The sequence below is a fragment of the Candidatus Villigracilis proximus genome (assembly GCF_016717045.1).
Classification (GTDB): Bacteria; Chloroflexota; Anaerolineae; order Anaerolineales; family Villigracilaceae; genus Villigracilis; species Villigracilis proximus.
Window position 1 is genome coordinate 1 of sequence record NZ_JADJUO010000018.1, and the last position, 25,043, is coordinate 25,043.

Sequence of the window (25,043 nt, forward strand, 5' to 3'; positions counted from 1 at the left end):
TACTATTATTCCACTTATTCACTGCATCTTGAAAAGCCCGCTTTAATCCTTCATCAGGCAGTTCGTCAACGCTTGCATATTTCTTTCCATTTACCCAAATATCCAGTGAACCATCCTTCGCAGTTCCCAGATCAATATTAAACTTATTGAACGGATCGCTTTCCAGTTTCGCGCGCAGAATATCTTCGATCTGCTCAGCGAATGGCGCGGCAAGTTTCTCGCCCGCGTCGTGATCGAAAGAAGTGATCCCTTCATTGTCAGCGAGCGTGGCGTCGATCGTTTCCTGCGGCGGAAGAGAGTGCATCCATACCGGTTTTTCGTTCGTCTTGCCGGTTAGGTTCACTTCATTTGCTCGCATGAACATAAAAGCCAGCAATCCCACCAAAACCAAAATCACGACCCCGCCTAAAATCATTATTGTCATCGCCATATCAGCCTCCGTTTTTTATCCTGTAAAACATTATAATCGCACAATGTTTGTCCGTGTCGCTGTTAACGTTTCTGCAATTTCAAACCTCTACGATTATTCCGTCCCCGCTGAACTCGCTCCTCAGATCCAAGCCGGCTGTCTGGTAACAGTGCCATTTGGGAATCAAATGGTGCAGGGATTATCGTAAGCCTGCCTGATTCTCCTGCCGTAGAGAATCCCAAACCGATCATTGACCTGCTCGACCCTGCACCGGTTCTGACTCAACCCCAGCTTGCTCTGGCGATCCTATTGGCTGACTCTACCCTCAGCCCGCTCGCATCCATCGTCAGCCTTATGCTGCCCGTGGGACTGAGTCAACAGGCGGATGTACTCTACCAGACCGTAGACGGTAGACCGCAGACCACGCAAGATGGCCAACCGTCAATTGTCCATCGTCGTTTGCTTGATTTACTGCAACAGCGCGGCGCATTGCGCGGACGTCAAATTGACTCACACTTCTCAAAAGTGGACTGGCGCAAGACGGCCTCTGTTCTTGTTAAAAAAGGAATTCTTTTATCGAAGCATGTTTTGCCTGCTCCACGGGTCAGACCAAAATTCCTACGTGTTGCCCAGCTATCAGTTCCGCCAGAAGAAGCGGAAGCAGAAATGCCAAGCCTCGGCACAAAGCAAACACTGGCACGTCGTCAGGCCGCGCTTCGATTCTTAATCCAACAGCCTGAAGCCATTAATCTTTCATGGGTCTATGCTGAAACCGGCTGCAATCTCGCCGATCTACAGGAACTCGAAGAACGCGGACTGATCCGCTTGTTTGAAAGCGAAATTTTCCGCGACCCGCTCGAAAACATAGGAAGACAGGTAAATAGGGAAACAGGTACACAAGGCCTAGAACTCACATCAGAACAATCTTTTGCACTAAATCAAATTTTAGAATCTTTTTCATCCTTCATCCTTCATCCTTCATCCTTCCTCCTCCATGGCGTCACCGGCTCTGGCAAAACCGAAATATACCTGTGCGCTGCAGAAGAGGCCATCAAACGTGGCAAGCAAGCCATTATCCTCGTGCCCGAGATCGCGTTGACCCCGCAAGCGGTGCGCCGTTTCCTTTCACGCTTCCCCGGCCAGGTGGGACTCGTCCACTCGAAGCTGTCAGAAGGAGAGCGCTACGATACATGGCGGCGCGCGCGTTCTGGAAAATTAAAAGTCATTATTGGCGCACGTTCGGCGCTGTTTAGTCCATTGCCGAATGTTGGCTTGATCGTTGTGGATGAGTGTCACGATGGCTCTTATTATCAATCTGAGCCGCCGTACTATAACGCTGTCACTGCTGCTCAGGAATATGCACGTTTGTGCGGAGCGGTGTGCGTCCTGGGTTCGGCCACGCCCACTGTTGAACAAAGATTCAAAGCCGAAAATAAACAACTTATAAAATTAGATCTGCCGCGCCGTATTGTTGAAACCGGTTTACCGCCCGTTCAAATTATAGACATGCGTGAAGAACTCAAAACCGGTAACCGTGGAATTTTCTCTCGCGCACTGGCTGAATCTTTAGCCGAGACAATTTCACGCGGCGAACAGGCCATCCTCTTTCTTAATCGGCGCGGCACAGCTTCGTATGTCTTTTGCCGTGACTGTGGCTACGTGGTGAAATGTCCCAACTGCGAAACCCCGCTGACGTTGCACGTTGAACGTTTAACGTTGAACGTGCAACCTTCGACGTTATTCTGCCATCACTGCAATTACACGCGCCAAATGCCGAAGACCTGTCCGAGTTGTAACGGGAAGAATATCCGCGCTTTCGGATTGGGCAGTGAAAAAGTGGAAGAAGAAGTGCAGGCCATGTTTCCCAATGTCCGCACCTTACGTTGGGACTGGGACACTACGCGCCAAAAAGACGCGCACGAAATGATCCTGACGCACTTCGCCAATCATCAGGCCGATGTGTTGGTCGGTACGCAAATGCTCGCCAAGGGACTTGACCTTCCGCTGGTTACGTTGGTGGGCATTGTACTTGCAGATGTGGGGCTTGGTCTGCCTGATCCCTTTGCCAGTGAAAAAGTATTTCAAACCCTCACACAGGTTGCAGGCCGCGCGGGGCGCTCGTCTTTGGGCGGCAAAGTGATTATGCAAACTTTCATGCCTGAGCATTACGCAATTCAAGCGGCGTCACAACATGATGTCAATGGATTTTATGCACAGGAATTAAATTATCGCAAGCAGTTGAATTATCCGCCTTACACGAGACTCGCGCGGCTGGAGTATCGCCACGCTGACATGCTCAAAGCGGAGGAAGAGTCACAGAAAACAGCGAACAGGCTCAAGGTTAAGATCGAAGCGGAGGCTCGTCATCAAACGGAGATCATTGGCCCCGTCCCATCTTTTTTCGCAAAAGTGGATGGCCTGTATCGCTGGCAAATTATCGTCCGCAGTCCCGATCCGGCTGCGTTGTTGCGCGATATAAAACTAACCGATTGGCGAATTGAAATAGACCCGATCAGTTTGTTGTAAATGTAAGTGGATTGTTATGCGGGCAAAATACATTCGGGGCGGTCATTGCTCGGACTGTTGACGAATGTTGAAACGGGGTGCGCGGACATTCTGTCGGCTGGAAAAGGTTGAATGAGCGGCATCAGGCGTTCGGGCGTTTGAGGCGCGGCGTCTAACCAGGCCCCGTAATCTTGTTTGTCCAGAATGACAGGCATGCGATTGTGCAGAGTCGACATTAATTCATTTGGTTCGGTAGTGATGATGGTGCAGGTGCGGAGCGTATTGCCGTCGGGCGAATGCCATTCATCCCACAGCCCTGCGAAGGCAAATGGCTGATGGTCTTTCATGTGGATGAAGTATGGCGTTTTTGTTTTTATTCCTTCGCCGGCTTTCCATTCGTAAAAACCGTCGGTTAGGATCAGACAGCGTTTGTATTTGAAACTGCCGCGAAAGGACGGTTTTTCGGCGACGGTTTCACCGCGCGCGTTGATGAGTTTATTGGCAATGCCGGGGTCTTTTGCCCAGGAGGGAATCAGTCCCCATAGAAAAAAATCCGCCTTGTTTTTTCCGTCATTGGGGATGGCGAGGACAGGCTGCGATGGGGCGATATTAAAGCGCGGTGCGAATTGAGTTGGGAATATAAAATCGCCAAATGCGTCTTTTAATTCTGCGGGGTCAACAGTAAGGGTAAATCTTCCGCACATGAGTATTCTCCTTTTAAATGAGCGAGCTAAATTTACTGCAATATGAAATAAAAAATTGTGCCTTTATTAATTTGTGATTCTATCCAGATGTGCCCGCCGTGGATTTCGATGATTCTTTTTACCAGTGCGAGACCAATGCCTGTGCCGCTGCTGTTGGTATCAAGCTTGTTAAACAGGCCAAATATATTTTCGTGAAATTGAGGCGCAACGCCAATGCCGTTGTCTTTTACATAAAATATGGTCTGGTTCTGTTCGTTTCTGCTCGTTCCAATTTCTATGCGTGGACGGGGCTGGTCGCCCATAAATTTTATGGCGTTATCGATCAGGTTTTGAAATACCTCCACCATGCGAACCCGGTCACATTTTAGGGTGAGGGTATTACTTTCATATTCGATCTGTACATTTTTCGCCTGGATCTGTCCATATACGGCCTCAAGCGCATCTTTAACGATCTCATTGAACGAGACTTCAACCGGCGGGTTTATCAATCGTCCGATGCGTGAAAGGTCGAGCAGGTCTTGCAGTAAATTCTGCATTTTTTCGACCGCGGTTTCAATGCGGGAAACATCCCGTCTGAATTTTTGAAAATCTCCCTCCTGTGCGTCCCGTTCAAGGTAGCCGAGAAAACCTCTGATGGTGACCAGTGGTGATTTGAGATCGTGCGAGACGGTATATGTGAAACGCTCGAGTTCGGCATTCTTTGCTTCGAGTTCCACGATGAAATTTTTGCGTTGGGATAGCTCGCCTTGCAGCGCGGAATTAAGGCGCGCGTTTTCGATGGCAAGACCTGCGTAGCCGCCGAATAAGCGCAGGGCTTCCAACTGGTCTGCTGTGATAAGGCGTTTTGTGATGTTGTTATCGGCACAAATGACGGCTACAGGTTTATCTCCTGCCCAGGCGGCGACGGCCACAAAATCTTTAACGCCATACATTTCATCTCCGGTTGCGACATTGTTTTCCACGTCATAGTTATTTGTGAAATATACGCCATCGGGGTTTTGTAGTAAGGTGGCGAATGTGGCTCCGATCGGGAATGAAATATCCCAATGCTCCACGATCTGTCCTTTGTTGTTTGTGCCGATCGTATCATCCATCGTGTTTCGTTCAGCGTTATACAGGAAGATCGCCAGCCGGTCAAATTCCAGATCGTCATGCACGCCATGCCAGATTTTTTTGATCGTTGAGCGCAGATCGTTGGACTCGGTCACGCGTTTGCCGAGTTGGACTACCTTTTCAAGCATGATGCGCCGGCGTTGTTCAATTTCCTGGGCATTTTTGCGTTCGGTAATTTCACGCGCAATACCTGTTGTGCCGATCACTTCTCCATTCTCATTGAGGATGGGAGTCTTTGTAGTTTCCACCCAGTATGTTCTGCCGTTGCTGTCAACCTGGAATTCTTCATCAGTTTTGCGTTGACGGGTTTGCATGACGAGCAGATCATCTCCGCGATACTTTTTGGCAAAACTTTCCTGCCAGATATCGAAATCAGTTTTACCGGGAATTTCATCCATTTGCATTCCAACGGTTTTAACAAATTGTTCGTTGACCGCAATATAGCGGCTGTCTTTATCTTTTAACCACGCCATATCCGGAATATTGTTCAGAATTGCCGCTTGTTGCAGAAAAATTTTCTGTAATTTTTCCTGTGATTCTTTCTGCTCGGTAACATCGCGTGAAATGCCAATGGTTCCGATGACAAGCCCCGAGGAATCTTTCACGGGTACTTTGGTGGCGGAGAGCCAGCGCGGTTTTCCATCATCGGTCGGATTAAATTCAATCCGATTCAAAATCGCCTGACCGGTTTCTATGATCTGTTTTTCCTCCGCCATGAATTCCTGCGCCAGTTTGGAGTTTTGAAAATCGAGATCGGTTTTGCCGATGACATCCCGTGGATTGTCGACTTTTAAGAATCTGGCTTGTGCCTGATTAATGCGTACAAAGCGCGACTCGACATCTTTGAAATATACAGTATCGGGAATATTATCCAGAAAGATTTGCAGGAGATCGCGTTCGTGCGCCAGCGTTGCTTCCATTTTTTTTTGCTCGGTAATATCCCGCACCGCGCCGTAGATCCCGATCAACCTGTTTTCTTTTTCATCCCAAATTGGATGAGCAAAGATTTGCTCCCAGCGTATCTCTCCATTCTTTGTAAACGTGCGGATTTCTGATTTGATATCCTGATTCTTATGAAGGCTTTCCATATCCTGCGCATCTTTTTCGCGATCATCAGGATGAACATGCGCCAGCCAACTGCCGCTGGCGAGATACTCCTCATAGGTGTAGCCGGTCATCTTTTCAAACGCACCTGCCACCCAGCTTAATCCCGCCTCACCGTTTTTTTGTACTTCAGTGGTAAAGGTGTAATCCGAACTGACCTGCGATATTAAACGATATTTTTCCTCGCTTGCGTGCGCGCGACGCAATATTTTTTCCACCGTGTTCCTGGATAAATATTGCAGGATCATCCCCATCGGAAAAATGGCAAGGCTTATCACCCAAATCGACATGGAACTTCCCGGAGCGGCAAATACTAATTTTTCCTGTGCTTCCGCGTAGACCATTGCCCCGCCCGCGATCAGTGACAGGGCGGTGATCGCAAAATGTGACTCTTCCGCTGGCTAATATGCCGGCGATCACAATCACAAGCGGATACCCTAATAAATAAGCCTCCCCATGCACGCCTCCACCTGTCACAGCAGAAATCGTAAAGAAGAACCAAAATGAACTGATCTGAATCATCGAAGCCGCGTAGACATATCCGCGGTGTAAAAGGAATAAAAGAAAAAAATTGATCGCTTCACCAATAATACCTTGCGTCAAAGCGCGCAGTAAACTCAGGCGTTTTGAGCAGGGTATAAGAAACATAAGGAATGGGCACAAAGATCAGTCCCCACAGGATCGTGTGAAGCAAATATGCGTGGTGTGTTTTTTCATCATCGTTGAAAACAGGCGGTGCCAGCATTTTCTTTAAAAAAATAAACATAAATAATTTACCCTCTTAATTTTCTGGCATCCCCTTCGCGCTGGGTGACACCGATCGAATCCAAATGTTCCAATAATGCCTGAACATATTTTCTTGTGGTGTTGAGCATATCACGCGTTTCGCCCAGCGTGATCAGTCCATTTTTCTTTAACTCAGCGCGGATCCTTCCCGTCATTTCATCGTAATCTTTTGCGGAAGATGACATCCTGTGAAACGGTGATCAATTCGCCCAGCTCGATCAAGGCATTCAGGACTTCCTCCCCCGCCTCAGATTGACATTCCTTGACGCTCCGCGTGGCATACGGATTCTTTTCAAACTTTCGCATCAATTCTTTAACTTTGAGCTGGTCTGCCCCATTGAACTTTATCTCATGGTTGGTTTTTGCCAGCCAGATCGAATACTCAGTGATCGCGTGATCGACCGCCAGTTTGTGAATGACACTATTGAACACACGCGCCGCGAGTTTTAATTTGCTCTTCAACTCTTCACGCGGAATGCCGCGCCTCAATGGAAACTGCCTGTGGTAAGCCTCAAGGGTCGCCGAAATTTTTTCACTTAATGTATTCCAGTGGGGCAGTGCAACGATCAACATGTCACTGGTTGTTTTTGCCTCGCCCGCTTCGAGCGCAACCAATTGACCATTTTGCAGTAACGCATTAAGCGCATCTTGCGCGTTGGATGCTTCCAGACGGGATTTCGCCGTCACATCTTTTATGCCCGCGATATTAAGCGCAAGCGCGGCTTCGAATAAAACTTCTTCGGGAGTGCCTTGCATGAGTGATTCAAGTGACTTGAGCACACTTTCATCGAATCGTTTGTGTCTGCCTTTGGGTTGGTGGTCAATGATGCTCCCGCCGCCAAGTGTTTCACTGGGGGAGGGGCGGCGCAATATATAGCGGTCTCCGCGCACTGTGACCACGGGATCGCGCAGTTCAAGTTGGATCCAGGCTTCTTCGCCCGCGTTGAGTTCTTCCACGCCCAGCAGGCGCAATGTGGCGATGGTTTCACTCGCGCCCACAAAAAACTTTACTTCGTCGCCATGTTTGATGGCAGCGGATGCATCTTTGAGCAAACGAAAACTTGCATCGACTCTGCGGGTGGCTTGATATTGATTCGGATGGACGATCACTTCGCCACGTTTGATCGATTCTGTGTCTACACCTGAAATATTTACAGCGGTGCGTGAACCAAGCACAGCGGTTTCTTCTTTCTTCGTGTGAGTTTGCAGCCCTCTGATTCTGCCTTTTAAACCGGCGGGCAAAATTTCCACTTCATCGCCGACAGAGAGATGACCGTCGCTGAGAGTGCCGGTTACCACGGTGCCGAATCCGCTCATGCTGAAGACGCGGTCAATCGGCAGTCGCGGACGGTTCAGGTCGAGTCGTGCCGGTTTCTCTTCAAGGATTTTGCTGAGGGTGGTGATGAGGGTTTCGAGTCCTGTTTTGGTTTTGGCAGAGACTCTCACGATGGGTGCGTCGCGCAGGACGGTGTCACTCACAGCACCACGAATGTCTGCTTCCAAAAGATCAAGCCAGGTTGAATCTGATGCGATGTCTGTTTTTGTCAGAACGATTAATCCAGCGGGAATCTGTAATAAGTCTAATATCGCAAGATGTTCTTTGGTTTGGGGCATGACGCCTTCGTCGGCGGCGATGACCAATAATGCGGCGTCGATGCCCCCAATGCCTGATAGCATATTTTCAATAAAATCACGATGGCCGGGGACATCGACGATGCCCACTTCTTCGCCGTTGGGCAGGGTGAGCCAGCCGAAGCCAAGTTCAATGGTCATCTCACGCGCTTGTTCTTCTTTGAGGCGGTCAGGGTGTGTGCCCGTGAGCGCTGCAATTAATGTGGATTTCCCGTGATCTACGTGACCTGCTGTGCCGATAACTCTCATGTCCCTATTTAACCACAAAGTTATTGTAAACAGGCATTAAGAAAAAAAATCCGCAGAAAATTTTCTGCGGATTTTTTTCTCTACTTTTTGGCCGTCTTTTTGCCATGCCCCATGATGCGCTGATAGGAGGTCATCCATTCATGTACAACGTTCATCAGTTCCTGTAATTCTTTTTCGGTTGCATCTGTGGTCTGGTGCATTTGATCTTGCAGGACTTGCAGTGCGTCGTCGAGCGGGGTGATGCGGCCTTCAGTTTTTTGCACATCCTTGCGGATCTCGCGGAATGATTCTTCAGAGGAAAGGCTGTAACCTGTCCAGCGTTTTTGGTCGTCGGCTTTGAAACTGACCCATTCCTGTCTGAGCCGGTCTTCTGTCAGGCGCTGCATTTCGGTCACTTCGTTGATGCGGCGTTCAAGTTTTGTGTTGAGTTCGAGGTAGGTTTCCTGGGCTTTCTTGGCGCCGCGCAGGGCTTCATCCAGGCTTTGTACGTGTCCATCCAAATTTGCGGCTTCTTTTTGAAAGGCTTCGTATTTTTCCTTCCATTGTTTCCAGGCGTGGTCGCGGTCTATTTGCGCGATGGCTTGCTGTTCAAGGAAGGCGGTCTGTGCTTGTTTGCGCTCCAATTCAGATGCGATCAGGTCTGTAAAACGATTTTCGATATTTCGCAAACTGTCAGCATGGACAATATATTTGTCGCGGTTTTCGTCCACGCGTTTGCGGATGGAGGTCATTTCGCCTTGAATATCGGTAACACGTTTGAGGTCATTCTTGCGTGTTTCTTCTGTGGCTTTTAATGCATGAAGTACATCTTCGTTTGAGCGGGTGGCTTCGTCGACGTGTGTTTTAAAATCGCTCACATTATCTTTCATGCGTTGTATTTCGTCGCCGCGTTCTTTTAGTTGTTTTTTAAATTCTGTCAGGCTGGTGGTGGTGGTGGTTTTTAATTGCGACAGGGTTTTGTTGATCTCAAGCAGTTCAGGTTGATGCTGTTTGGCGATTTCGCGTTCGCTGCGTGTGTGTGCCTTGTCGTTATCTTCAATGATCTTGATGATGTCGTTGCGTTGACGGGTGATCATCGCTTCAAATTGTTCCACACGTTTTGTGGCGGGCGTGATATCTGTGATTTGCTTGCTGATGGTTTTGATCTGTTTTGAAACCACGTTGACCGAGGTCTCGAAGGAATTCAAACGCTCACTTAACGCGGCAAGAGAATCCTTGTTTTCGCGTTGCTGTTTATCCAGCCATTCGAGTCGCTTGATGATTTGTTCAAATTCCATGTTGTTCTCCGATATTTGTGGGGAAATAGATGCGTTAAATTATAGCACGCCGGCTTACTGTCCCAGATGATCGAACAGGGTGGGCAGGTTGGAAATGAAAAGTTGTAAGATCTGCGGAAACGTACCGAGGATGAATAACCCGATCACACCCAGCCCGAGCATGGCGCTTTGTACCCAGGATTCGTTTAACTCCCAGGGTTTGTTTTCCTCTGCCATCACAAAAACTGCGAGTGTGCGAATTGCTGCGATCAGCAGACCGAATAAACCTGCAAAGGCCCAGAAGGAAATTGTAAGCGATTGACCTGCCAGTTCCTGCCATAAGGCGATACGCGCCGGAAAGCCAGCCAGTAATGGAAACCCTGCCACTGAAAGATGCGCGAAGATGAGGGCGGCAACTGCGATGGGGTAACTGCGTGCCAGCCCTTGTACTTCGCTGAAGCGTAATGAATAGGCTTTGCGTTTAATGATCGAGAGCGCCAGAGCCCACACGGCTAATTCCAATCCGCGCGGAACGAGCAGCAGAAACGTGACGTTGACCACTTCAGTGGATTTCAGACTCATGGCGAGTATCAGCAGGCCTGTTTCTGCGATGGCGGCATAGCCCATGATGCGCCCAAGATGCCGCTGTAAAGATGCGAAAATTCCGCCGCTTGCCACCATAAATACCCCGGCAAATATAATGGCATTTGAGAGCTGGGGTGAAGTACGCAGCCATGTGTAGCGGTCTAAAAAGCCAAGTGCAAATATGACCGTGAAAGTAGGTAATGCCCAAAGCAGGAAGCCGGTTACATAAGGCGAGGCTTCTTCCATCAACATCGGAATCCAGTTGTAGAGCGGAAAGACTCCGAGCAAAAAGGCAAATCCCAGTCCGAGCATGGTTCCGGCTTGTGTCGTTGTGCCCAGGTCACCGGGGCTGGCTTCAACACCTGCAAGCATCCACCCTGAAAATAAAATGAACGGCATGGCAAGGGTTTGGTAGATCAGAAAACGCACCACGCCCCGCCCGGGTTTTTGATACGGAAGAACAAGCAGCGGGATGACCAGCATGGCTGCCATTTCGAGCAGAAGCGCGGCGAAGAGGAAAGGTTCCACAGCGATCGAGGCGGTTAATAATGCCACGATCATTAATCCGATTGAAACGAATCTGTTTTTTGTTCCAGAAGCCTGTGTACCAAAGAACCATAACGCGGCCAATCCGTAGATGATCGCCAGCAAAGGCCCGTCTGCGGTATGCAAGGCAAAACTACGCCCAAAGAATTGAATGGTTGATGAAATCTTAAAGGAGACCGGCCCCAATAATTGTGCAATGTCAATCGGGATGATCAGAGCGGTGAGTGAAAGAATTGCAGCAACCACTCCGCCTGTCACCGGTGCGCGCTCTTCACGTAAAAACAATAAGATCAAAACGCCTGTCGCAAAGGGGACAAGGATCCATAGGATGGGCGCGCTCATGCGGTTTCCTCATCTTCTGAATCAGGTGGGTAGACCCCGGCGATCAATAAATAGGAGCCGACAATGCCCAATCCTAAATTGGTTACGGCCAGTAAGCCCGCAACCAGAATGGAACTTTCGATGGCAGCGTATAAGATTTCAAAACCGGTCAGCATGGTGAGTAGACCGAGGATCACACGTAACAAGTTGGATGTCACCCCCAGGTGGACGACTCCCGCGCCGATCAGAATCAAACTGCCTGCGATCACCTGCAAACCGAGGCCGGGAATTGCCGCTTCGATGCGTGGTGTCGACCCTGCGGCAACCAGTGTAACAATGGCGATTAAGATCATTCGGAACCATCTTCCACGCGGCCAGAAGGTTTCTTCGTTTTCCTCTTCAATATGCGACAAGCCTAAGCGCGTCATACCGAGCGCGGCGACGACCATCCAGCCGGTAACCAGTTTTGCGGAGCCCATCACAAAAGGCAGGTGACGTGTCACCAGCCAGAATGCAGCGATATATTGCACCGCAAGCGCGCCCAGGCTTACACGCCAGTCACGATTGATCAGCATGGCTGTGGATGTTGCTACGATCAGTGCTACGGCGATCCAGGAGACGATTTCAATGAACATCCTATCGTACTCCCTGAGTTATTAGTGAAACAAATAAAATGATAAAGAGTAACGTCCACATGATTCCGCTTTCGCCTTCAAGAGTTGTAATAATGGCTGTGCTGATTCTGGCAAGTAGACGATAGATGGCCCACAAACCTTGATAGGCATTGTCCATGCGTGAGATCGTGGAACTGACCCAGTGAGCGCGGATCGGGTTGAGGATGCGAAAACGCGGTGTCGCCCAAACCAGGCCAAAGGTCAGGAGCGAAGCGATGATGGCTTGCAGCCAGGCGCCGACTTGCAGCGCTCCGTCCCAGCCGATCCATCCCAATACAAGTTGAAGTGCTACCAGCAAAATAATTCCGGCTGGATATACTGAGCGCGTCCAACTTTCCTGTGTATCCAGCGAGTCACGTCCGCCGGGACGCAGCGCATGACGGACAAATCCCGCGATCAATAGTGCTTGCGCCACGATCACAAATGGAATAAAGAAACCTAAATTGCCAAGCCATGCGCTGGCTGTTAGTGAGAAAGGCAAGGATGAAAGACTCCACACGCCAACCAGCAGGGCGCGGTTTAGCCAGATATTTTGCACTGAAGATAAAAAGAGCGCGCCGCCAACGAGTACAAGCGCACATCCCCAGGCTACCACGCCTAATGGATTTCCACTAAGGGCCGAGATGATGGAGAGTGCCGCCAAACTAATGATCCAATATGGGCGGCCTGTTAATTCGTCGGGTGCGCGCAGCCACATCCAGCCGCCATAAATCGCGGCCATGATGCCAAGTGTGGTTAGGAACGGGGTGAACGCTGAGCTTAGACTTCCAGCCGGAACGTGCGAAAGTAACACCAGACTCGATGCCGCCGAAATTAATCGCAGTGCCGTGCCAAAGCCGCGCCGTACTGTGGATTCAGATGAGTAAGGCAGATGCAAGGGCAGCACGCCCAACCGTAACCCTGCCGCAATCACCAGATATAGACCCGAACCCGAAGCAATGGATTGAAAATTAAATGTGCTTCCCGCCGCAATGCTGACAATGTTGGCCCATAGTAATAAAAAGCTTCCAAAGGCGCGGGTTGAAAAAGAAGTTACAACTTTTTCGTTATTTGCCGCCCCATTCACAGATCGTAATTGGGTGATGAGTTCGGTAATATCCAGCGCGCTCCAGATCAATAACAATGTCAGCGGATTATTGGCAGTTACTGCCAGAATACCAAGCCCGCCCAGTGCGAGTGTGCTAGCCCAGGTATAGGAATTTGTAAACGCAGGTTGAGAAACAACCGTGAGTAATATTGTCAGGGTCAGCGCGGAAATACTCACCGCAAAAGGCCATGAAAGCCCGTCTGCGCGAAATGAAATTGGATTTAAAAATAATGTGAGCGGCTTCCAGGCAGGCAGCGCAAGGTCAAACGGCATTTGCGCCAGCCAAATGAAAACACTAACCAGCGCCAGCGTTCCGCCGCCCACCGCCACCAGCCACGCATAGCGTGCATTCGGCTGGGTTATGAGCAGCACCATCAATGCCAGCGCGGTCACAAAAAAGAGCAAACAAGAGACTATGATTAACATGGGAGATAACAATTGTATCAGTTTTATTGCCGCGTCACTTTGGGCCTTTTGCTTTTGGTACAATCAAATTTATGACTTTTAGACATGGCCGGTTAACGCGGCTAAAAAACATCTTTTGGATTTTAACGGTTTTACTGACAGTCGCCTGCGCTTCTCCCGCAACCTCCACGCCTGTCTCAGCGATTCTTTCAGCGTTCCCTACGCCCACGCCTTTTCAACCTCAATCTGAAGCATCTGCCAATCCCTATGATCTGCTCACCACCCCGCAGCCCGAGCCGACATTCACGCCTTACCCAACCCATTATGTGATCGCGGATGAATTGCCCACACCCATTGAAGTTGCGCCTTCATCAGGCCTCGCAGGAGACGGGTTCAACTCGCTCAACATCAACAATCCTTTAACCGGTTTGCCTGTCAGCGACCCGACCTTACTTGACCGAAGGCCAATGGTGATCAAGATCGCCAATTCACCTGATTACGTCCGCCCACAATCTGGGTTGTCATTGGCCGATGTTGTATATGAATATTATATTGAATGGGGCGACACCCGTTTTATCGCCGTATTCTATGGGAATGAATCCACGCTGGTGGGTCCTGTCCGTTCGGGGCGATATTTTGATGAGCACGTGGCGCGCATGTATGATGCCTTCCTTGTCTTTAAATTTGCCGACCCGCGTGAATATTCCTACCTGAAAGAAAGTACATTGAATGAATTTCTGGTTGTGCCGGGCGCGGGAACCTGTCCGCCGTTTGTGACCGGCCCTTATGACCGTGAGATCTATAATAATATTTTTTTCAACACAACGAAATGGGCGGCCTGTGCAATAAAAAAAAGTTTGGATAATTCACCACAATCCCTGCGCGGCGGTTTTTTTACAGAGAAAGTTCCTGAAAGCGTTCTGGAAGCAAAACAGATATTCTCTTTATACTCAATATATAACTACAGTTATTGGGATTATGACCCCGCCACTCATAAATACTTCCGCTATCAGGAAGCGAATGACATGGTCAATAAAAAGCCCGAAGCGTATGCCGCACTGACCGATGCGCAAACCGGTCTGCCCGTCACAGCCGATAATGTGGTTATGTTATTTGTGCCGCACACATTTGCCAATCAATTCAATGCCGAAGATCAGGTCTATAACATTGATCTGCTTGATTTTGGAAACGCTTATGTCTTTCGGGATGGGAAAGCGATCCCTGCCTACTGGAATCGTACAGATGTGAATGAACCCCTTTTATTAACTTCTCTCACAGGCAATCCGATTTACCTGCGCCCCGGGCGGACCTTCTATCAGGTGATGGGCACCACGTCCACATATACCCAGGATGGCGAAGACTGGCATTTTGTTTTCAAAACTCCATAACCTGTCAGGCCTTAACCTGGATAATGGATTAAAATAACTTCATCCCAATACGCGCGGAGTCCTTATGACCTTTGACCCTGTTTTTCTAAGCAGTTTAACTCTTGTGCTGACCGCATTCGGCGGCGCATTTCTTGCCGCGTTGTGGATCAGCCTTGTGGTGTGGACGTATCGTGATATTCGCGCCCGCGCCCGCGATCCATTGGTGCAGACACTCGCAGCTCTGCTCGTGGCTGTTTTGAATTTGCCCGGTGTATTGGTTTATCTTATTTTGCGTCCGCCGCGCACGTTGGAGGAGGAATACCAACGCACATTGGAAGAGGAAGCCCTGCTTCAGGCGTTGGAAGACCTTCCGCTTTGCCCCGGTTGTGAACGGCGCGTAAAAGAGGATTGGCAGGTCTGCCCGAACTGTCATACCAAATTAAAAAAGTCCTGTCATAACTGCGCCAAATTTATGGATCTATCCTGGAATATCTGTCCATTTTGCGGAACGCCCGCGCTGGGGATGAGACTCGAATCCACAGGAATGGATGATGCTCTACGCGGTCTCAAGATGGGTGACGATCAATCTGATGTAAAGGTCGATTCTGCATCCTGAGAAGGTGTTTCTTAAAGGCTTTTTACCACAGCGATCACAGACGAAACATCTTTTTTTATCTCTGTTCATCTCTGGTTAAATTTTTTTGTACTCTAATATTCAATCACATGAAGGAGATCAAATAAAAATGATTTCCTTTGTGTTTAAAGAGGAATATAAAAAATGAAACTTGAATCGATCACACTGCACCATATCTCCATGCCGCTCGTTGCCCCGTTTGAGACTTCCTTCGGGCGCGAGACAGACCGCGAATGTATTTTGGTAATCATTAAATCCGAGGGACTCATTGGCTATGGCGAATGTGTACCGTCACGCGACCCCGGTTATAACTACGAGACCACCGGCACTGCCATGCATATTCTTAAGGATTTCATTGTGCCTCTGATTCTCGGGACAGATGTAAAAGACGCGGCAGATTTTCAGGAACGCGTTTCCAGAATCCGTGGACACCACCTTGCAAAGGCCGGCGTGGAAATGGCTTTGTGGGATTTGCTTGGCAAGCGTGCAGGTAAATCATTGCACGAGTTGTTTGGCGGCGTGCGTGAAAAAGTTGAAGTGGGAGTCTCGCTCGGGATTCAAGAATCAGCTCAAAGTTTGGTACGAACCGCGGCGCATTTTGTTAAGCAGGGATATGCGCGGGTGAAGATCAAGATCAAACCGGGCAGAGATGTTGAAGATGCGTCTGCCGTTCGTCAGGCTTTCCCGAATCTGCGTCTGCAAGTGGATGCGAACTCTGCGTATTCATTGAATGATATGCAAACCCTCAAGCCGCTCGATAAACTTAATCTGCTTTTGATCGAACAGCCTTTGTTTGAAGATGATATTTGGGATCATCATAAAATGCAGGAACAATTTGAAACTCCCATTTGTCTGGATGAAAGTATTGTCTCGCCGCGTCATGCGCGTTATGCGATCGAAATGAAAGCCTGCCGCGTGATCAATATCAAAGCGGCCAGAGTTGGCGGGTTGAGCCAGGCGGTGATGGTGCATGATCTTTGCCTTGAAAATAAATTACCGGTCTGGTGCGGCGGCATGTTGGAAACGGGTGTGGGACGTGCATCGAATCTTGCACTGGCTTCACTGCCGAATTTTGTGCTGCCGGGGGATGTCTCGGCTTCTGATCGTTATTATGCGCGCGATATCACCAATGAGCGTTTTGTGTTGAATGCAGATTCCACGATTGATGTGCCGGGCGGCGCAGGGCTGGGTGTGACGATCAATGAAAAAGCGTTGAAGGATTTTACGCTTCTTGAACTTTCATTCGTTGCAAAATCATAATAAATAAAATTGTATTGAAGTTATACTGAATCAAAAGACACTTGCTCCATATAATACGAGGCATGAAGACGCCTCGTATTTTTTATTTTTTACCCGATCCCAAAAATATTTTTCATTCCATTCTTTCCCAAATGGAATCGTTTTTTTCGCGCACGTTGAAAAAGAACAGTCGTAAAGCAAAACGGTTGAGTGTTATTTCGATCAGCATTCTTTCACTGGTTGCCTGTCAGCCTTCGTTATGGGGCGCGCCTCCGCCACCGCCGACAGTGGTGGTCGCCACCGCCTCCGCTACATTTCAAGCGCCCATCATTCCCACACTTGCACCCACCATCACGCCAATGCCGCCCACCACAGTGCCAACGCCGGTGGTATTGAACGCCGCACAGATTTGGGCCAGCCCCGCCACGCCCGCGCTTTTGCGTGAAATGATCCAACGTTGGGGGTTTCAAGTTCTGGCTGCTGATCAGTCTTCTGCAAATTTATATATTGACATCGCCCAGCCCGCCCAGGGTGCGATGCATGTTTCCACGTGGACGTATGCGCTCGTGGCGCCTTTCCCTACTTTGACCGATAATATTTCAACTCAGGAATTGCTCTCCTCATGGGGCGGTTCAAACTTCGGACCGTTTGCCGGTGTGCCGCTTATGATGGAAGAATCCACACTGATGACTTTTACTGCTTTATGGGGCCTCCCGCATCAGGCGCGGTGCAGGTTGTTCCCGCCGATCAATTGCTGGATACTGCATGGAGTCAAATGCCGGCCTGGGCCATCATCCCATTTGACCAGATCCAGCCAAAATGGAAAGTATTGATGGTAGACGGCCAATCGCCAATTCAAAAGAAATTCGATCCGTTGATCTACCCGTTGATGGCGACTTATCGTTTGATGTGCGTTAATCCATGTCAGGTGCCCGGTGATATTGAACTCTCTTTCCAAAATCGTGACTCAGCCAAACTGACCACCGTCATTTTGACCGGCGTCACTGCTCTGGTTCGCGCCACAGCACGCACGATGGATGTAAAAGGCATCCTGTATCCCGGCGAAGTATTACGCGATATTTTGCTCGAAGCAGATATTACCCATGTTAATAATGAAGTACCTTTTTATCAGGGCTGCCCCAACCCTGACCCAAACCAGGTCAAGCAGGTTTTTTGCAGTGCGCCGCGTTACATGCAGCTTCTGACCGATATCGGCACCGATGTGGTGGAGTTATCAGGCGATCACTTTGCCGACTACGGCGTGGAAGCCATGTATCAAACTCTTGATATTTATAAAGAATACAACATGCCTTATTATGGCGGCGGCTACAATGTGGAAGATGGACGCAAGCCATTGTTGATGGAAGTGAACGGCAACAAGATCATGTTCATTGGCTGTAACTACAAGGATATTTACGCCAGCGCCAGAGAGAATATTCCCGGCTCTGTAAAATGTGACTTTGACTACATGACCGAACAAATCGCCTATTACCGCACACAGGGATATTTGCCCATCTCCACCTTCCAATATCATGAGTTTGATACCCCTGAAGCACGTCCGCAGCAGGAGATCGATTTCCGTGTCATGGCAGATGCAGGCGCAGTGGTCGTGAGCGGCAGTCAGGCGCATGTGCCGCAGACGATGGAATTCCGCGCGGATGCGTTTATTCATTATGGCTTGGGAAATTTATTTTTTGACCAGATGGCAAAAAAAGGTCCCGACTTTACGCAAAAGGAATTTCTTGACCGCCATGTTTTTTATGACGGCAAATACCTTGGCGTGGAATTGGTGACAGCTTATCTTGAAGATTACGCGCGTCCACGGTTTATGACCGACGCCGAGCGAGCAAAATTCCTGAGTTTGTATTTCGCTGAAAGCGGCTGGGACTTTCTGCAAGCCGGACAATAGCAGACCGCTCAAACTACATTGGCCGCGCAGATTAATGCGAGACATTCCGCTGCGTTATAATTAGTTTTACTTCGTGCAAAATGGACGCTCTTGAGCGTCCATTTTATTTTTGGTAGAATGCACAGTCTGCCCATTCAACTCATTGAGACTTGTCTATGAAAAAAATTACACTTACTTTAATTTGCATTGTCATTCTTGCCGCCTGCGCCCCCGCAACGGTGCAGCCGGTCAGCACCGCTGCTCCGTCGCCATCGCCGCTGCCGAGTGCAACGGTCACCAGCACACCCATGCCTGACGCGCTGTGGGTCAGCCCTGCCGTCCCTGCACATCTGGTTGAACTTGCAAACGCATCAAATATTCCGCTGACGAATGATCCCGCGCTCGCCACACAAAAACTGGATATTTCTGACTCCGGCACTATCTGGATTTATGCCCTCGTCGCGCCATTCGCTACCGTAACAGATGACGTGACCCTTCAAGATTTATCCGCCGCCTGGAAAAGCGGTTCAAGCGGACCGTTTAGCGGGCACAGCGTTCTATTGGCAGAATCCACGCTGAGGGCGTTCACTGCCCTGTGGGGCGAGCCAGCTTCCGGCGTGGTGCGAGTCGTTTCGTCTGAGCAGATGCTGGATACAGCGTGGGCAGAGTCTGCGTGGGCGATCATCCCCTTTGAAGACATCCAGCCCAAATGGAAAGTATTAAGCGTAGATGGTCAATCTCCGATGCGCAAGGATTTCAACGCAGATACATATCCATTGAAAATAAATTTTGCTTTATCGAATTCTGAATCATTTGTGTTGCCTGAATCAAATCGTGATGCATCAAAACTTGCGACGGTGGTGTTAACCGGTGTGACCGCCATTGTGCGCGCCACTGCGGTGACCATGGAATTAAAGGGAATTACCTATCCCGGTTCTTTGGTGGGGGATTGGCTGCGTGAAGCGGACGTGGCGCATATCAGCAATGAGGTGACATTCGATAAGACCTGCCCGTATCCGCGCTCGGGATATACCAGCCTGATCTTGTGCAGTGACCCAAAGTACATGGAACTGCTGTTGGACGTAGGCACGGATGTGGTGGAGATGTCTGGTGATCATCTTTTGGATCGCGGCGGTACGGCCTTGCTCGATACGCTTGCGATGTATGATGAAAATAATTTACCTTATTATGGCGGCGGAGTAAATGCCGAAGATGCGCGCAAGCCGGTATTGATGGAAGTGAACGGCAACAAGATCGCTTTCATGGGTTGTAATGGAAAGCCCGTTATTTTTCAAAAAGCAACTGACACCACACCCGGGCCTGCCGAATGTGATTATCAATTTTTTGGAGATCAGATTCGTGAATTGAGCGCGCAGGGTTATATGGTTATTTTTACGTTTCAACATAATGAATGTTATTCGCCCATGCCGTGTTATCTGCATGAAGATGGATTTCATAGCGTGGCTGATGCGGGGGCGGTAGTGGTCAGCGGCAGTCAGGCGCATTTTCCGCATATCATGGAATTTCGCGGCGATGCATTTATTCATTACGGGCTGGAAATTTTTTCTTCGACCAGATGACTTATATTCTCCCCGATGGAAAAGTAATTGATGGCACACGCCGTGAATTCATTGACCGCCATGTTTTTTATGACGGCCATTATCTTGGCGTGGAATTGCTGACCGCTATGATGGAGGATTATTCCACGCCGCGCCCGATGACCGAGGCTGAACGCGTACCCTTCCTGACTGAATATTTCAACCTGAGCGGATGGATGCCTGTGCCGCCGACTGTCATTCCACAGCCAACGGTGACTTTAACTCCGATTGTGCTGCCGTAGGTTTTGGCGGTATGCTCGGAATTTAAATTTTTAAAGATTTCTTCACGCCATTTATTTTGTGGCTTTTAGAAAACCGATAAATTTTGGAGTTGCCAGAATTATTTTTTCATGTATAATGTGTATGTCGTCGTTAGGATGCCCCCCTCATCCTAGCGGCGGCACTTTTTTAATTCATAATTATTTTGAGATCGGCAGCGTGTATCCACCATCTACAATAATTGTCTGCCCCTACGATCATGGCCGCCGCAGGAGAACATAAAAAGGCGACCACTTCCGCCACTTCTTCAGGAGTGATTAATCTTCCAGCGGGGACTTGTGCAATAAAATTTTGCAGGATGTTATCCTGATTTCCCATCGAAGCGAAATGATTCAGCGCATCGGTCTCCACCACGCCAGGCGACACCGCGTTGACATTGATGCCCTTTGAGATCAGTTCCACGCCCAGATAGCGGGTGAGTGATTCCAGTGCCGCTTTGCTTGCACCGACCACCACATAATCAGGCAGTACACGCGTGGAGCCTGCGCTCGAAATGCTGACGATCTTTCCATTGCCGTGTTTTTCCATGAGCGCCGCCGCGCGTTGTGCAGAAAATAATAAAGCGCGCGCATTGATATTCATGGTCCAATCCCAGCCTTTGGGTTTCTGTTCCATCGCCGGACGGTTATAGCCCGAAGCCGCATTGTGGATGAAAATATCCAGCTTATGAAATTCCCTGTCCACTTCATCGAACATGCGGTTTAGATCATCGAGATCGCCCACGTCTGCTTTGATTAGCAAGGCGCGGCGGCCGAGTTTCTCCACCTCACGTGCAGTCTCTTCGGCTGGAGCGCGATTGCGGAAGAAGTTAATCACCACATCCGCGCCATGCTGTGCGAAATGCAGGGCAATGGCGCGTCCAATCCCACGGCCGGAGCCGGTTACAAGTGCGATTTTGTTTTCAAATAACATTGTTAATTCCTTTTCTAAACACAAAAAACTTTGTGGCTTCGTGTCTCACCTACCCTGCACCAGCAGCGCGGTGCAAGTGTAGAGACTTCGTGGTTAATTTTATACAGACTCATTGTACTCAATCAAAATAAATATTCAAATCAGAGCAATCAAACCTGTTTCCACAATTCGGACAACTTACCTTGCAGCTTTTTTCGTGCATTTCACTGCCGCATTTATCACAGATCCAAATTTTCTTTTCATTCCATTGAACGGGCTGGAACAACATGGGATTAAATCTGCCGATATTTTCCGCGCCTAATCGTTTCACTTCCACTATTACCTTGTTTGCATCTTTTTTCAATTGTCCCACATCCACGCCCCGGCAAAGATCAGGCCACGGCGTTAGCCATTTCATGCCCCGCTCATACACCTTGAGTGCGCCTGGATAATTTCCACGGGTGATGTGCAGATAGGCCACCGCAATTTGCAAAATTCCCTGATACAACTTACGAATCTCCCCCGTCTCATCACGCCACGCATCTTCCAATTCTTCATGTGTCTCAAAAAACTTTTTCTGATTAAATAACTTCAACCCCTCAATCGCCTTCGGATGTAACACACCATCACAATCTAAAATATTCATCCTTCATCCTTCTGCCTTCATCCTTTGCTCTACTTCCCTAGTTCTTCCCGCAGATCAATGACTTCCCGTACCCGTGCGCGCAAATTTCCTGTCAACATTTGGATCGTGCCCATCGCCACTTCCACCCGATCAGACATCAACTCGTAGAACGGCTCCTGATCGAGTCTAAACACCAGCGTATCTTCCAGCGCGCGGATCGTCGCAGTGCGCGGCTCGGTATCGAGCAATGCCAGTTCGCCAAAGACAGCGCGTTCGCCAAGCGTATTCAACACACGTTCACCATCCATCACCGCCACTTTTCCGCTGACGATAATAAACATACTATTGCCCTGCTCGCCTTTTTCAACGATATTTTTACCCGCCGGCATTTCCATCTCCGTCAGCAATTCGCTTAACTCGGCCAATGCATCATCCGGTGTAGACTTGAATAAATTAACCGATCTCAGGATCAAAACTTTTTCAACAGTTGAATGCATTTTTATATCTCCATTCTTTATCAGCGCATGCACGCAAATTGCAAGCCAGCCCTGTGACTGCTCCGCCAATTCCTGCATCGAAACTTTTCAGAAATTCCCAAACGCTTGCATGCTTCCACTGCCGAAAGTTCTTCAGCCAGCGGAAGCATAATTAACTTATATCACGCGGCAAAATTGTATCCAACGTCTCAATTGCATACGGAACCTTAGCCGCGTCTTTGCGCAGAATTACACGCCGTGCATTGGTCACCGCTTTGCGGTCATACATAAAACTCAGCAAATGAAAAAGTCTTTCACGCGCATGATAAATCTCAATGCGGATTGCCTGCGCCAGTAGATTCATCTCGTCTTTTGATTCGATCTCCCGCAGCGCAGAATACAACATCCGTACATGTTCCGTTTCATACTTAACCTGAGCCTGACTCTGCCCGTTGACAGGATCAGCCCTGTAGCCGCATTCCGCCAAAGCCGCGAGCACAGCTTCGCGCAAGTCCGAATCTGTGTGACCGATATGCGGCTCAAGCATCGCGATCACAGACGCGCCGCGAATATTTCCGCAGACATGGATCAGTTTTCTTAACGCTGCTTTGGAAAAATCGGTTTGCGTGAGTATTATCGCAATAAACGGCAGCGACGCTTCGCCGCCCATCTCCAACGCCTGCCCCGCCTGCGCCCGTGTAGACGGATTTTTCATCGCGTTGATCACTTTAAACCAGTTCGTATTTTGTTTGCCTGTTCCCGCCGCCAACAAAGCCTCACGCCGAACTTTGATTTCAGGATCATCCAGTAGTTTTTCAAGCAGGCTTTCAAATCCCTGCGAGCCAAATCTTCTCAGCGTTTGCGCCGCAAGCAGACGTTTGGCAGGCAAGGGGTGACCAGCCAGTTTCTCCAGTTTTTCTTTTGAGATGGAAAGACCGTCTTCACCGCCGTATTTCAACAATCCCACCAACGCGCCGAAGGTATTCGCTTCATTGTTTGAATTCAAATACGGCAGAATGAGATTAATGTCATCGGCAGATAAGGCCGAGAAAGCCTGCACAGCCGCGCGGCGGTTATTGGGGATATTTTCCTGCGGAATATGCTCCACAAGGCTTTTACGCGCCTGCTGTGGTTTGATGCGTTCGATCTTTTCCAACACTGAAACACGCACACTGGAAGAGGCATGTCCCAATAAATTGATCAACTCACTCTTTAAATTTGGGTGATTAAGTTCTTCAAGCAGGTCAAGCGAATAGATCACAGTCCCATCGTGCTGGCTCGATAGCCCTTTGAATAAGATCTCGCTGTTGATCTCTTCGATATTGATCAGTTCTTCACGTTTGAAACGCCGCTTGTTGATGGCTTCTACAAGTTGTTTGGGATATGCGTTCGCCAGAATAATACTTAATACAAGCCATGCAATCGCAAGCACGATATAAACAAATGAAAGTTGAATGGTGTCGAGTTTTAATCCATTTGAGAGCAAGGCCAGTAATAGCCCCGCGATGCCGATTGCCGCAGGCTGGATGATTCCTTCGCCAATGGCGCGCGCCTTCGGGCGCAGTGCATCTGTTATCGGTTGATAAAGGATGGAGGACGCTGACTGGTCTAAGGTGAAGCCGAGTCCCTCATTGTTAAATTTTCCTGCTATTGCAAACCAGAACAGGCCCAAAGTCCAGGAAGATGCGAAGATGCCCACGCTGGCAAATCCGCTCATGGATGCGATCAAGACGATGGGCGTGGTTAAGAGTCCAGCCCATAATCCAAATTTGCTGATGATGCGGCCTGTCAGAAAAGTGTCTGTTAGAAATCCGAGCAACCCCACCATGCTGAAAAAATTACCGATGAAGCCCGCGTTATCTGCCGCGTTGGGAAATTGAATGGAGGTCATGCCATAAAAGATGGCGTCCATGACGAAGTAGGCCACGCGCCATAATGCTGCCAGAGCGAAGACCAATAGAATATAGCGATTGCGAAACAGTGCGCTTGTGGGAGGTTGTTCCGGTGTGCGCGCATCAGTATTTTGTATTGATGGTTTTTTCATGCCGCGCAGAATCGCGCTTTGAAATAAAAGCGCAATAAAAAGACAGGCAGCGATGATGATGTAAAGATTCTCTGTGCCAAGTGATTTTGCAATGGTTCCCGAGAAAGGTCCTGCTACCACATACGAAAACCATGAACCCGCATTGAGCAAGCCAAATAATCTTTTGCCCTGCCGCACATCAAAAATATCTGATGCGAGAGTCCAGAAGGCGAGCACGGCTAAATTAATGAGAGTTTGAGTCCAGATGGGGAGGAAGAGTGCGAGCGCTTTTGAGGGGGCGGCGGCAAGACCGAAACGAAAACCGAGGGTAACGAGTACCAGAAAAACCATCGTCAGCCACAACCAGCGCGCGAGTGAAACACGTTCTGAAATTTTTAGAAAAATTGCGGTGATGGTCGAAACGATCACGGCAATGCCGATGTAGGTAAATGGGATTGCAGATACATCCCAATAGGTTAGAAACAATGGCATGGATGCAGTTTGCGCGAAGAGCATGGCTGCGCCCATGAAAAAATATTGCGCCAGCATGAGATAGACCGTGCGGCGTTCTTCAGGGCGGATGTTGAGTATGGCGTCTATTCGTGTCTGCATATTCGGAGAGGTTCGGTAGTATAACATGCAGCTTT

At 49.1% G+C, this 25,043-nt stretch carries 21 protein-coding genes and 2 pseudogenes; 9 read left to right on the plus strand and 14 right to left on the minus strand.

From position 1 onward, the window contains the following. The coding region (locus IPL71_RS17735) for a hypothetical protein (RefSeq protein ID WP_345323920.1) at nt 1–430 on the minus strand (430 nt) is incomplete at its 3' end. A gap of 43 nt (nt 431–473) precedes the next feature. Between IPL71_RS17735 and IPL71_RS26125 the strand changes: the two are divergent. Together IPL71_RS26125 and priA are read left to right on the plus strand one after the other, a co-directional pair. Further along, a pseudogene (locus tag IPL71_RS26125) lies at nt 474–712 on the plus strand (primosomal protein N' family DNA-binding protein); the annotation flags it as partial. A gap of 6 nt (nt 713–718) precedes the next feature. Then, entirely contained in the window at nt 719–2,935 is a 2,217-nt protein-coding gene (gene priA, locus IPL71_RS17740; protein ID WP_345323922.1) for a replication restart helicase PriA, read from the plus strand. 14 nt (nt 2,936–2,949) lie between these two features. Here priA and IPL71_RS17745 read toward each other — a convergent pair whose 3' ends face one another. The 9 genes from IPL71_RS17745 to IPL71_RS17785 all read right to left on the minus strand — a co-directional run bounded on the left by IPL71_RS17745 (nt 2,950) and on the right by IPL71_RS17785 (nt 13,397). Beyond that, the gene (locus IPL71_RS17745) at nt 2,950–3,618 is read right to left on the minus strand and encodes an SOS response-associated peptidase (protein ID WP_345323924.1); all 669 of its coding nucleotides are present in this window, start codon (nt 3,616–3,618) and stop codon (nt 2,950–2,952) included. Between the two features lie 32 nt (nt 3,619–3,650). Next, complete coding sequence (locus IPL71_RS17750; RefSeq protein ID WP_345323926.1) at nt 3,651–6,179, minus strand: PAS domain-containing protein; 2,529 nt, start codon at nt 6,177–6,179, stop codon at nt 3,651–3,653. A gap of 236 nt (nt 6,180–6,415) precedes the next feature. Beyond that, nucleotides 6,416–6,601, minus strand: a complete 186-nt coding sequence (locus IPL71_RS17755; RefSeq protein ID WP_345323928.1) for a hypothetical protein — start codon at nt 6,599–6,601, stop codon at nt 6,416–6,418. Between the two features lie 7 nt (nt 6,602–6,608). After that, nucleotides 6,609–6,776: a SelB domain-containing protein gene (locus IPL71_RS17760; RefSeq protein WP_345323930.1), complete on the minus strand. Its 168-nt coding sequence runs from the start codon at nt 6,774–6,776 to the stop codon at nt 6,609–6,611. Between the two features lies 1 nt (nt 6,777). Next, nucleotides 6,778–8,502, minus strand: coding sequence for a selenocysteine-specific translation elongation factor (gene selB, locus IPL71_RS17765; protein WP_345323932.1), 1,725 nt, complete (start codon nt 8,500–8,502; stop codon nt 6,778–6,780). An 80-nt stretch (nt 8,503–8,582) separates the two neighbouring features. Continuing rightward, a complete protein-coding gene (locus IPL71_RS17770) occupies nt 8,583–9,779 on the minus strand; it encodes a hypothetical protein (protein ID WP_345323934.1) in 1,197 nt (398 codons plus the stop codon). 54 nt (nt 9,780–9,833) lie between these two features. After that, the gene (locus IPL71_RS17775) at nt 9,834–11,231 is read right to left on the minus strand and encodes a proton-conducting transporter transmembrane domain-containing protein (RefSeq protein ID WP_345323936.1); all 1,398 of its coding nucleotides are present in this window, start codon (nt 11,229–11,231) and stop codon (nt 9,834–9,836) included. Next, nucleotides 11,228–11,845: a hypothetical protein gene (locus IPL71_RS17780; RefSeq protein ID WP_345323938.1), complete on the minus strand. Its 618-nt coding sequence runs from the start codon at nt 11,843–11,845 to the stop codon at nt 11,228–11,230. Before IPL71_RS17780 ends, IPL71_RS17775 begins: the two co-directional genes overlap by 4 nt. A 1-nt stretch (nt 11,846) precedes the next feature. Continuing rightward, nucleotides 11,847–13,397, minus strand: a complete 1,551-nt coding sequence (locus IPL71_RS17785) for a hypothetical protein (protein WP_345323940.1) — start codon at nt 13,395–13,397, stop codon at nt 11,847–11,849. A gap of 71 nt (nt 13,398–13,468) precedes the next feature. Between IPL71_RS17785 and IPL71_RS17790 the strand changes: the two genes are divergently transcribed. The 7 genes from IPL71_RS17790 (at nt 13,469) to IPL71_RS17820 (ending at nt 20,344) form a co-directional block, all read left to right on the plus strand. Beyond that, nucleotides 13,469–14,764: a DUF3048 domain-containing protein gene (locus tag IPL71_RS17790; protein ID WP_345323942.1), complete on the plus strand. Its 1,296-nt coding sequence runs from the start codon at nt 13,469–13,471 to the stop codon at nt 14,762–14,764. 64 nt (nt 14,765–14,828) lie between these two features. Further along, nucleotides 14,829–15,359: a zinc ribbon domain-containing protein gene (locus IPL71_RS17795; protein WP_345323944.1), complete on the plus strand. Its 531-nt coding sequence runs from the start codon at nt 14,829–14,831 to the stop codon at nt 15,357–15,359. Between the two features lie 162 nt (nt 15,360–15,521). Then, on the plus strand, nt 15,522–16,637 hold the full coding sequence (menC, locus tag IPL71_RS17800; RefSeq protein ID WP_345323946.1) for an o-succinylbenzoate synthase: 1,116 nt from the start codon (nt 15,522–15,524) through the stop codon (nt 16,635–16,637). 62 nt (nt 16,638–16,699) lie between these two features. Then, entirely contained in the window at nt 16,700–17,449 is a 750-nt protein-coding gene (locus IPL71_RS17805; protein WP_345323948.1) for a hypothetical protein, read from the plus strand. 200 nt (nt 17,450–17,649) lie between these two features. Then, nucleotides 17,650–18,525 carry a CapA family protein gene (locus IPL71_RS17810; protein ID WP_345324212.1) on the plus strand — a complete coding sequence of 292 codons (876 nt, stop codon included), beginning with the start codon at nt 17,650–17,652 and terminating at the stop codon, nt 18,523–18,525. A gap of 155 nt (nt 18,526–18,680) precedes the next feature. Next, nucleotides 18,681–20,084, plus strand: coding sequence for a CapA family protein (locus IPL71_RS17815; RefSeq protein ID WP_345323950.1), 1,404 nt, complete (start codon nt 18,681–18,683; stop codon nt 20,082–20,084). Next, nucleotides 20,081–20,344, plus strand: a complete 264-nt coding sequence (locus tag IPL71_RS17820) for a hypothetical protein (protein ID WP_345323952.1) — start codon at nt 20,081–20,083, stop codon at nt 20,342–20,344. Before IPL71_RS17815 ends, IPL71_RS17820 begins: the two co-directional genes overlap by 4 nt. Before the next feature lie 177 nt (nt 20,345–20,521). Here the strand turns inward: IPL71_RS17820 and fabL are convergent. From fabL to IPL71_RS17840, 4 genes and pseudogenes are all read right to left on the minus strand, one after another. Beyond that, nucleotides 20,522–21,293, minus strand: a pseudogene (gene fabL / locus IPL71_RS17825) (enoyl-[acyl-carrier-protein] reductase FabL). A 118-nt stretch (nt 21,294–21,411) separates the two neighbouring features. Beyond that, a complete protein-coding gene (locus IPL71_RS17830; protein WP_345323954.1) occupies nt 21,412–21,918 on the minus strand; it encodes a DUF309 domain-containing protein in 507 nt (168 codons plus the stop codon). Nucleotides 21,919–21,947: 29 nt separating this feature from the next. Next, the gene (locus IPL71_RS17835; RefSeq protein ID WP_345323956.1) at nt 21,948–22,394 is read right to left on the minus strand and encodes a cyclic nucleotide-binding domain-containing protein; all 447 of its coding nucleotides are present in this window, start codon (nt 22,392–22,394) and stop codon (nt 21,948–21,950) included. 151 nt (nt 22,395–22,545) lie between these two features. Then, nucleotides 22,546–25,035 carry an Npt1/Npt2 family nucleotide transporter gene (locus tag IPL71_RS17840; protein ID WP_345323958.1) on the minus strand — a complete coding sequence of 830 codons (2,490 nt, stop codon included), beginning with the start codon at nt 25,033–25,035 and terminating at the stop codon, nt 22,546–22,548. Nucleotides 25,036–25,043: the final 8 nt, after the last annotated feature.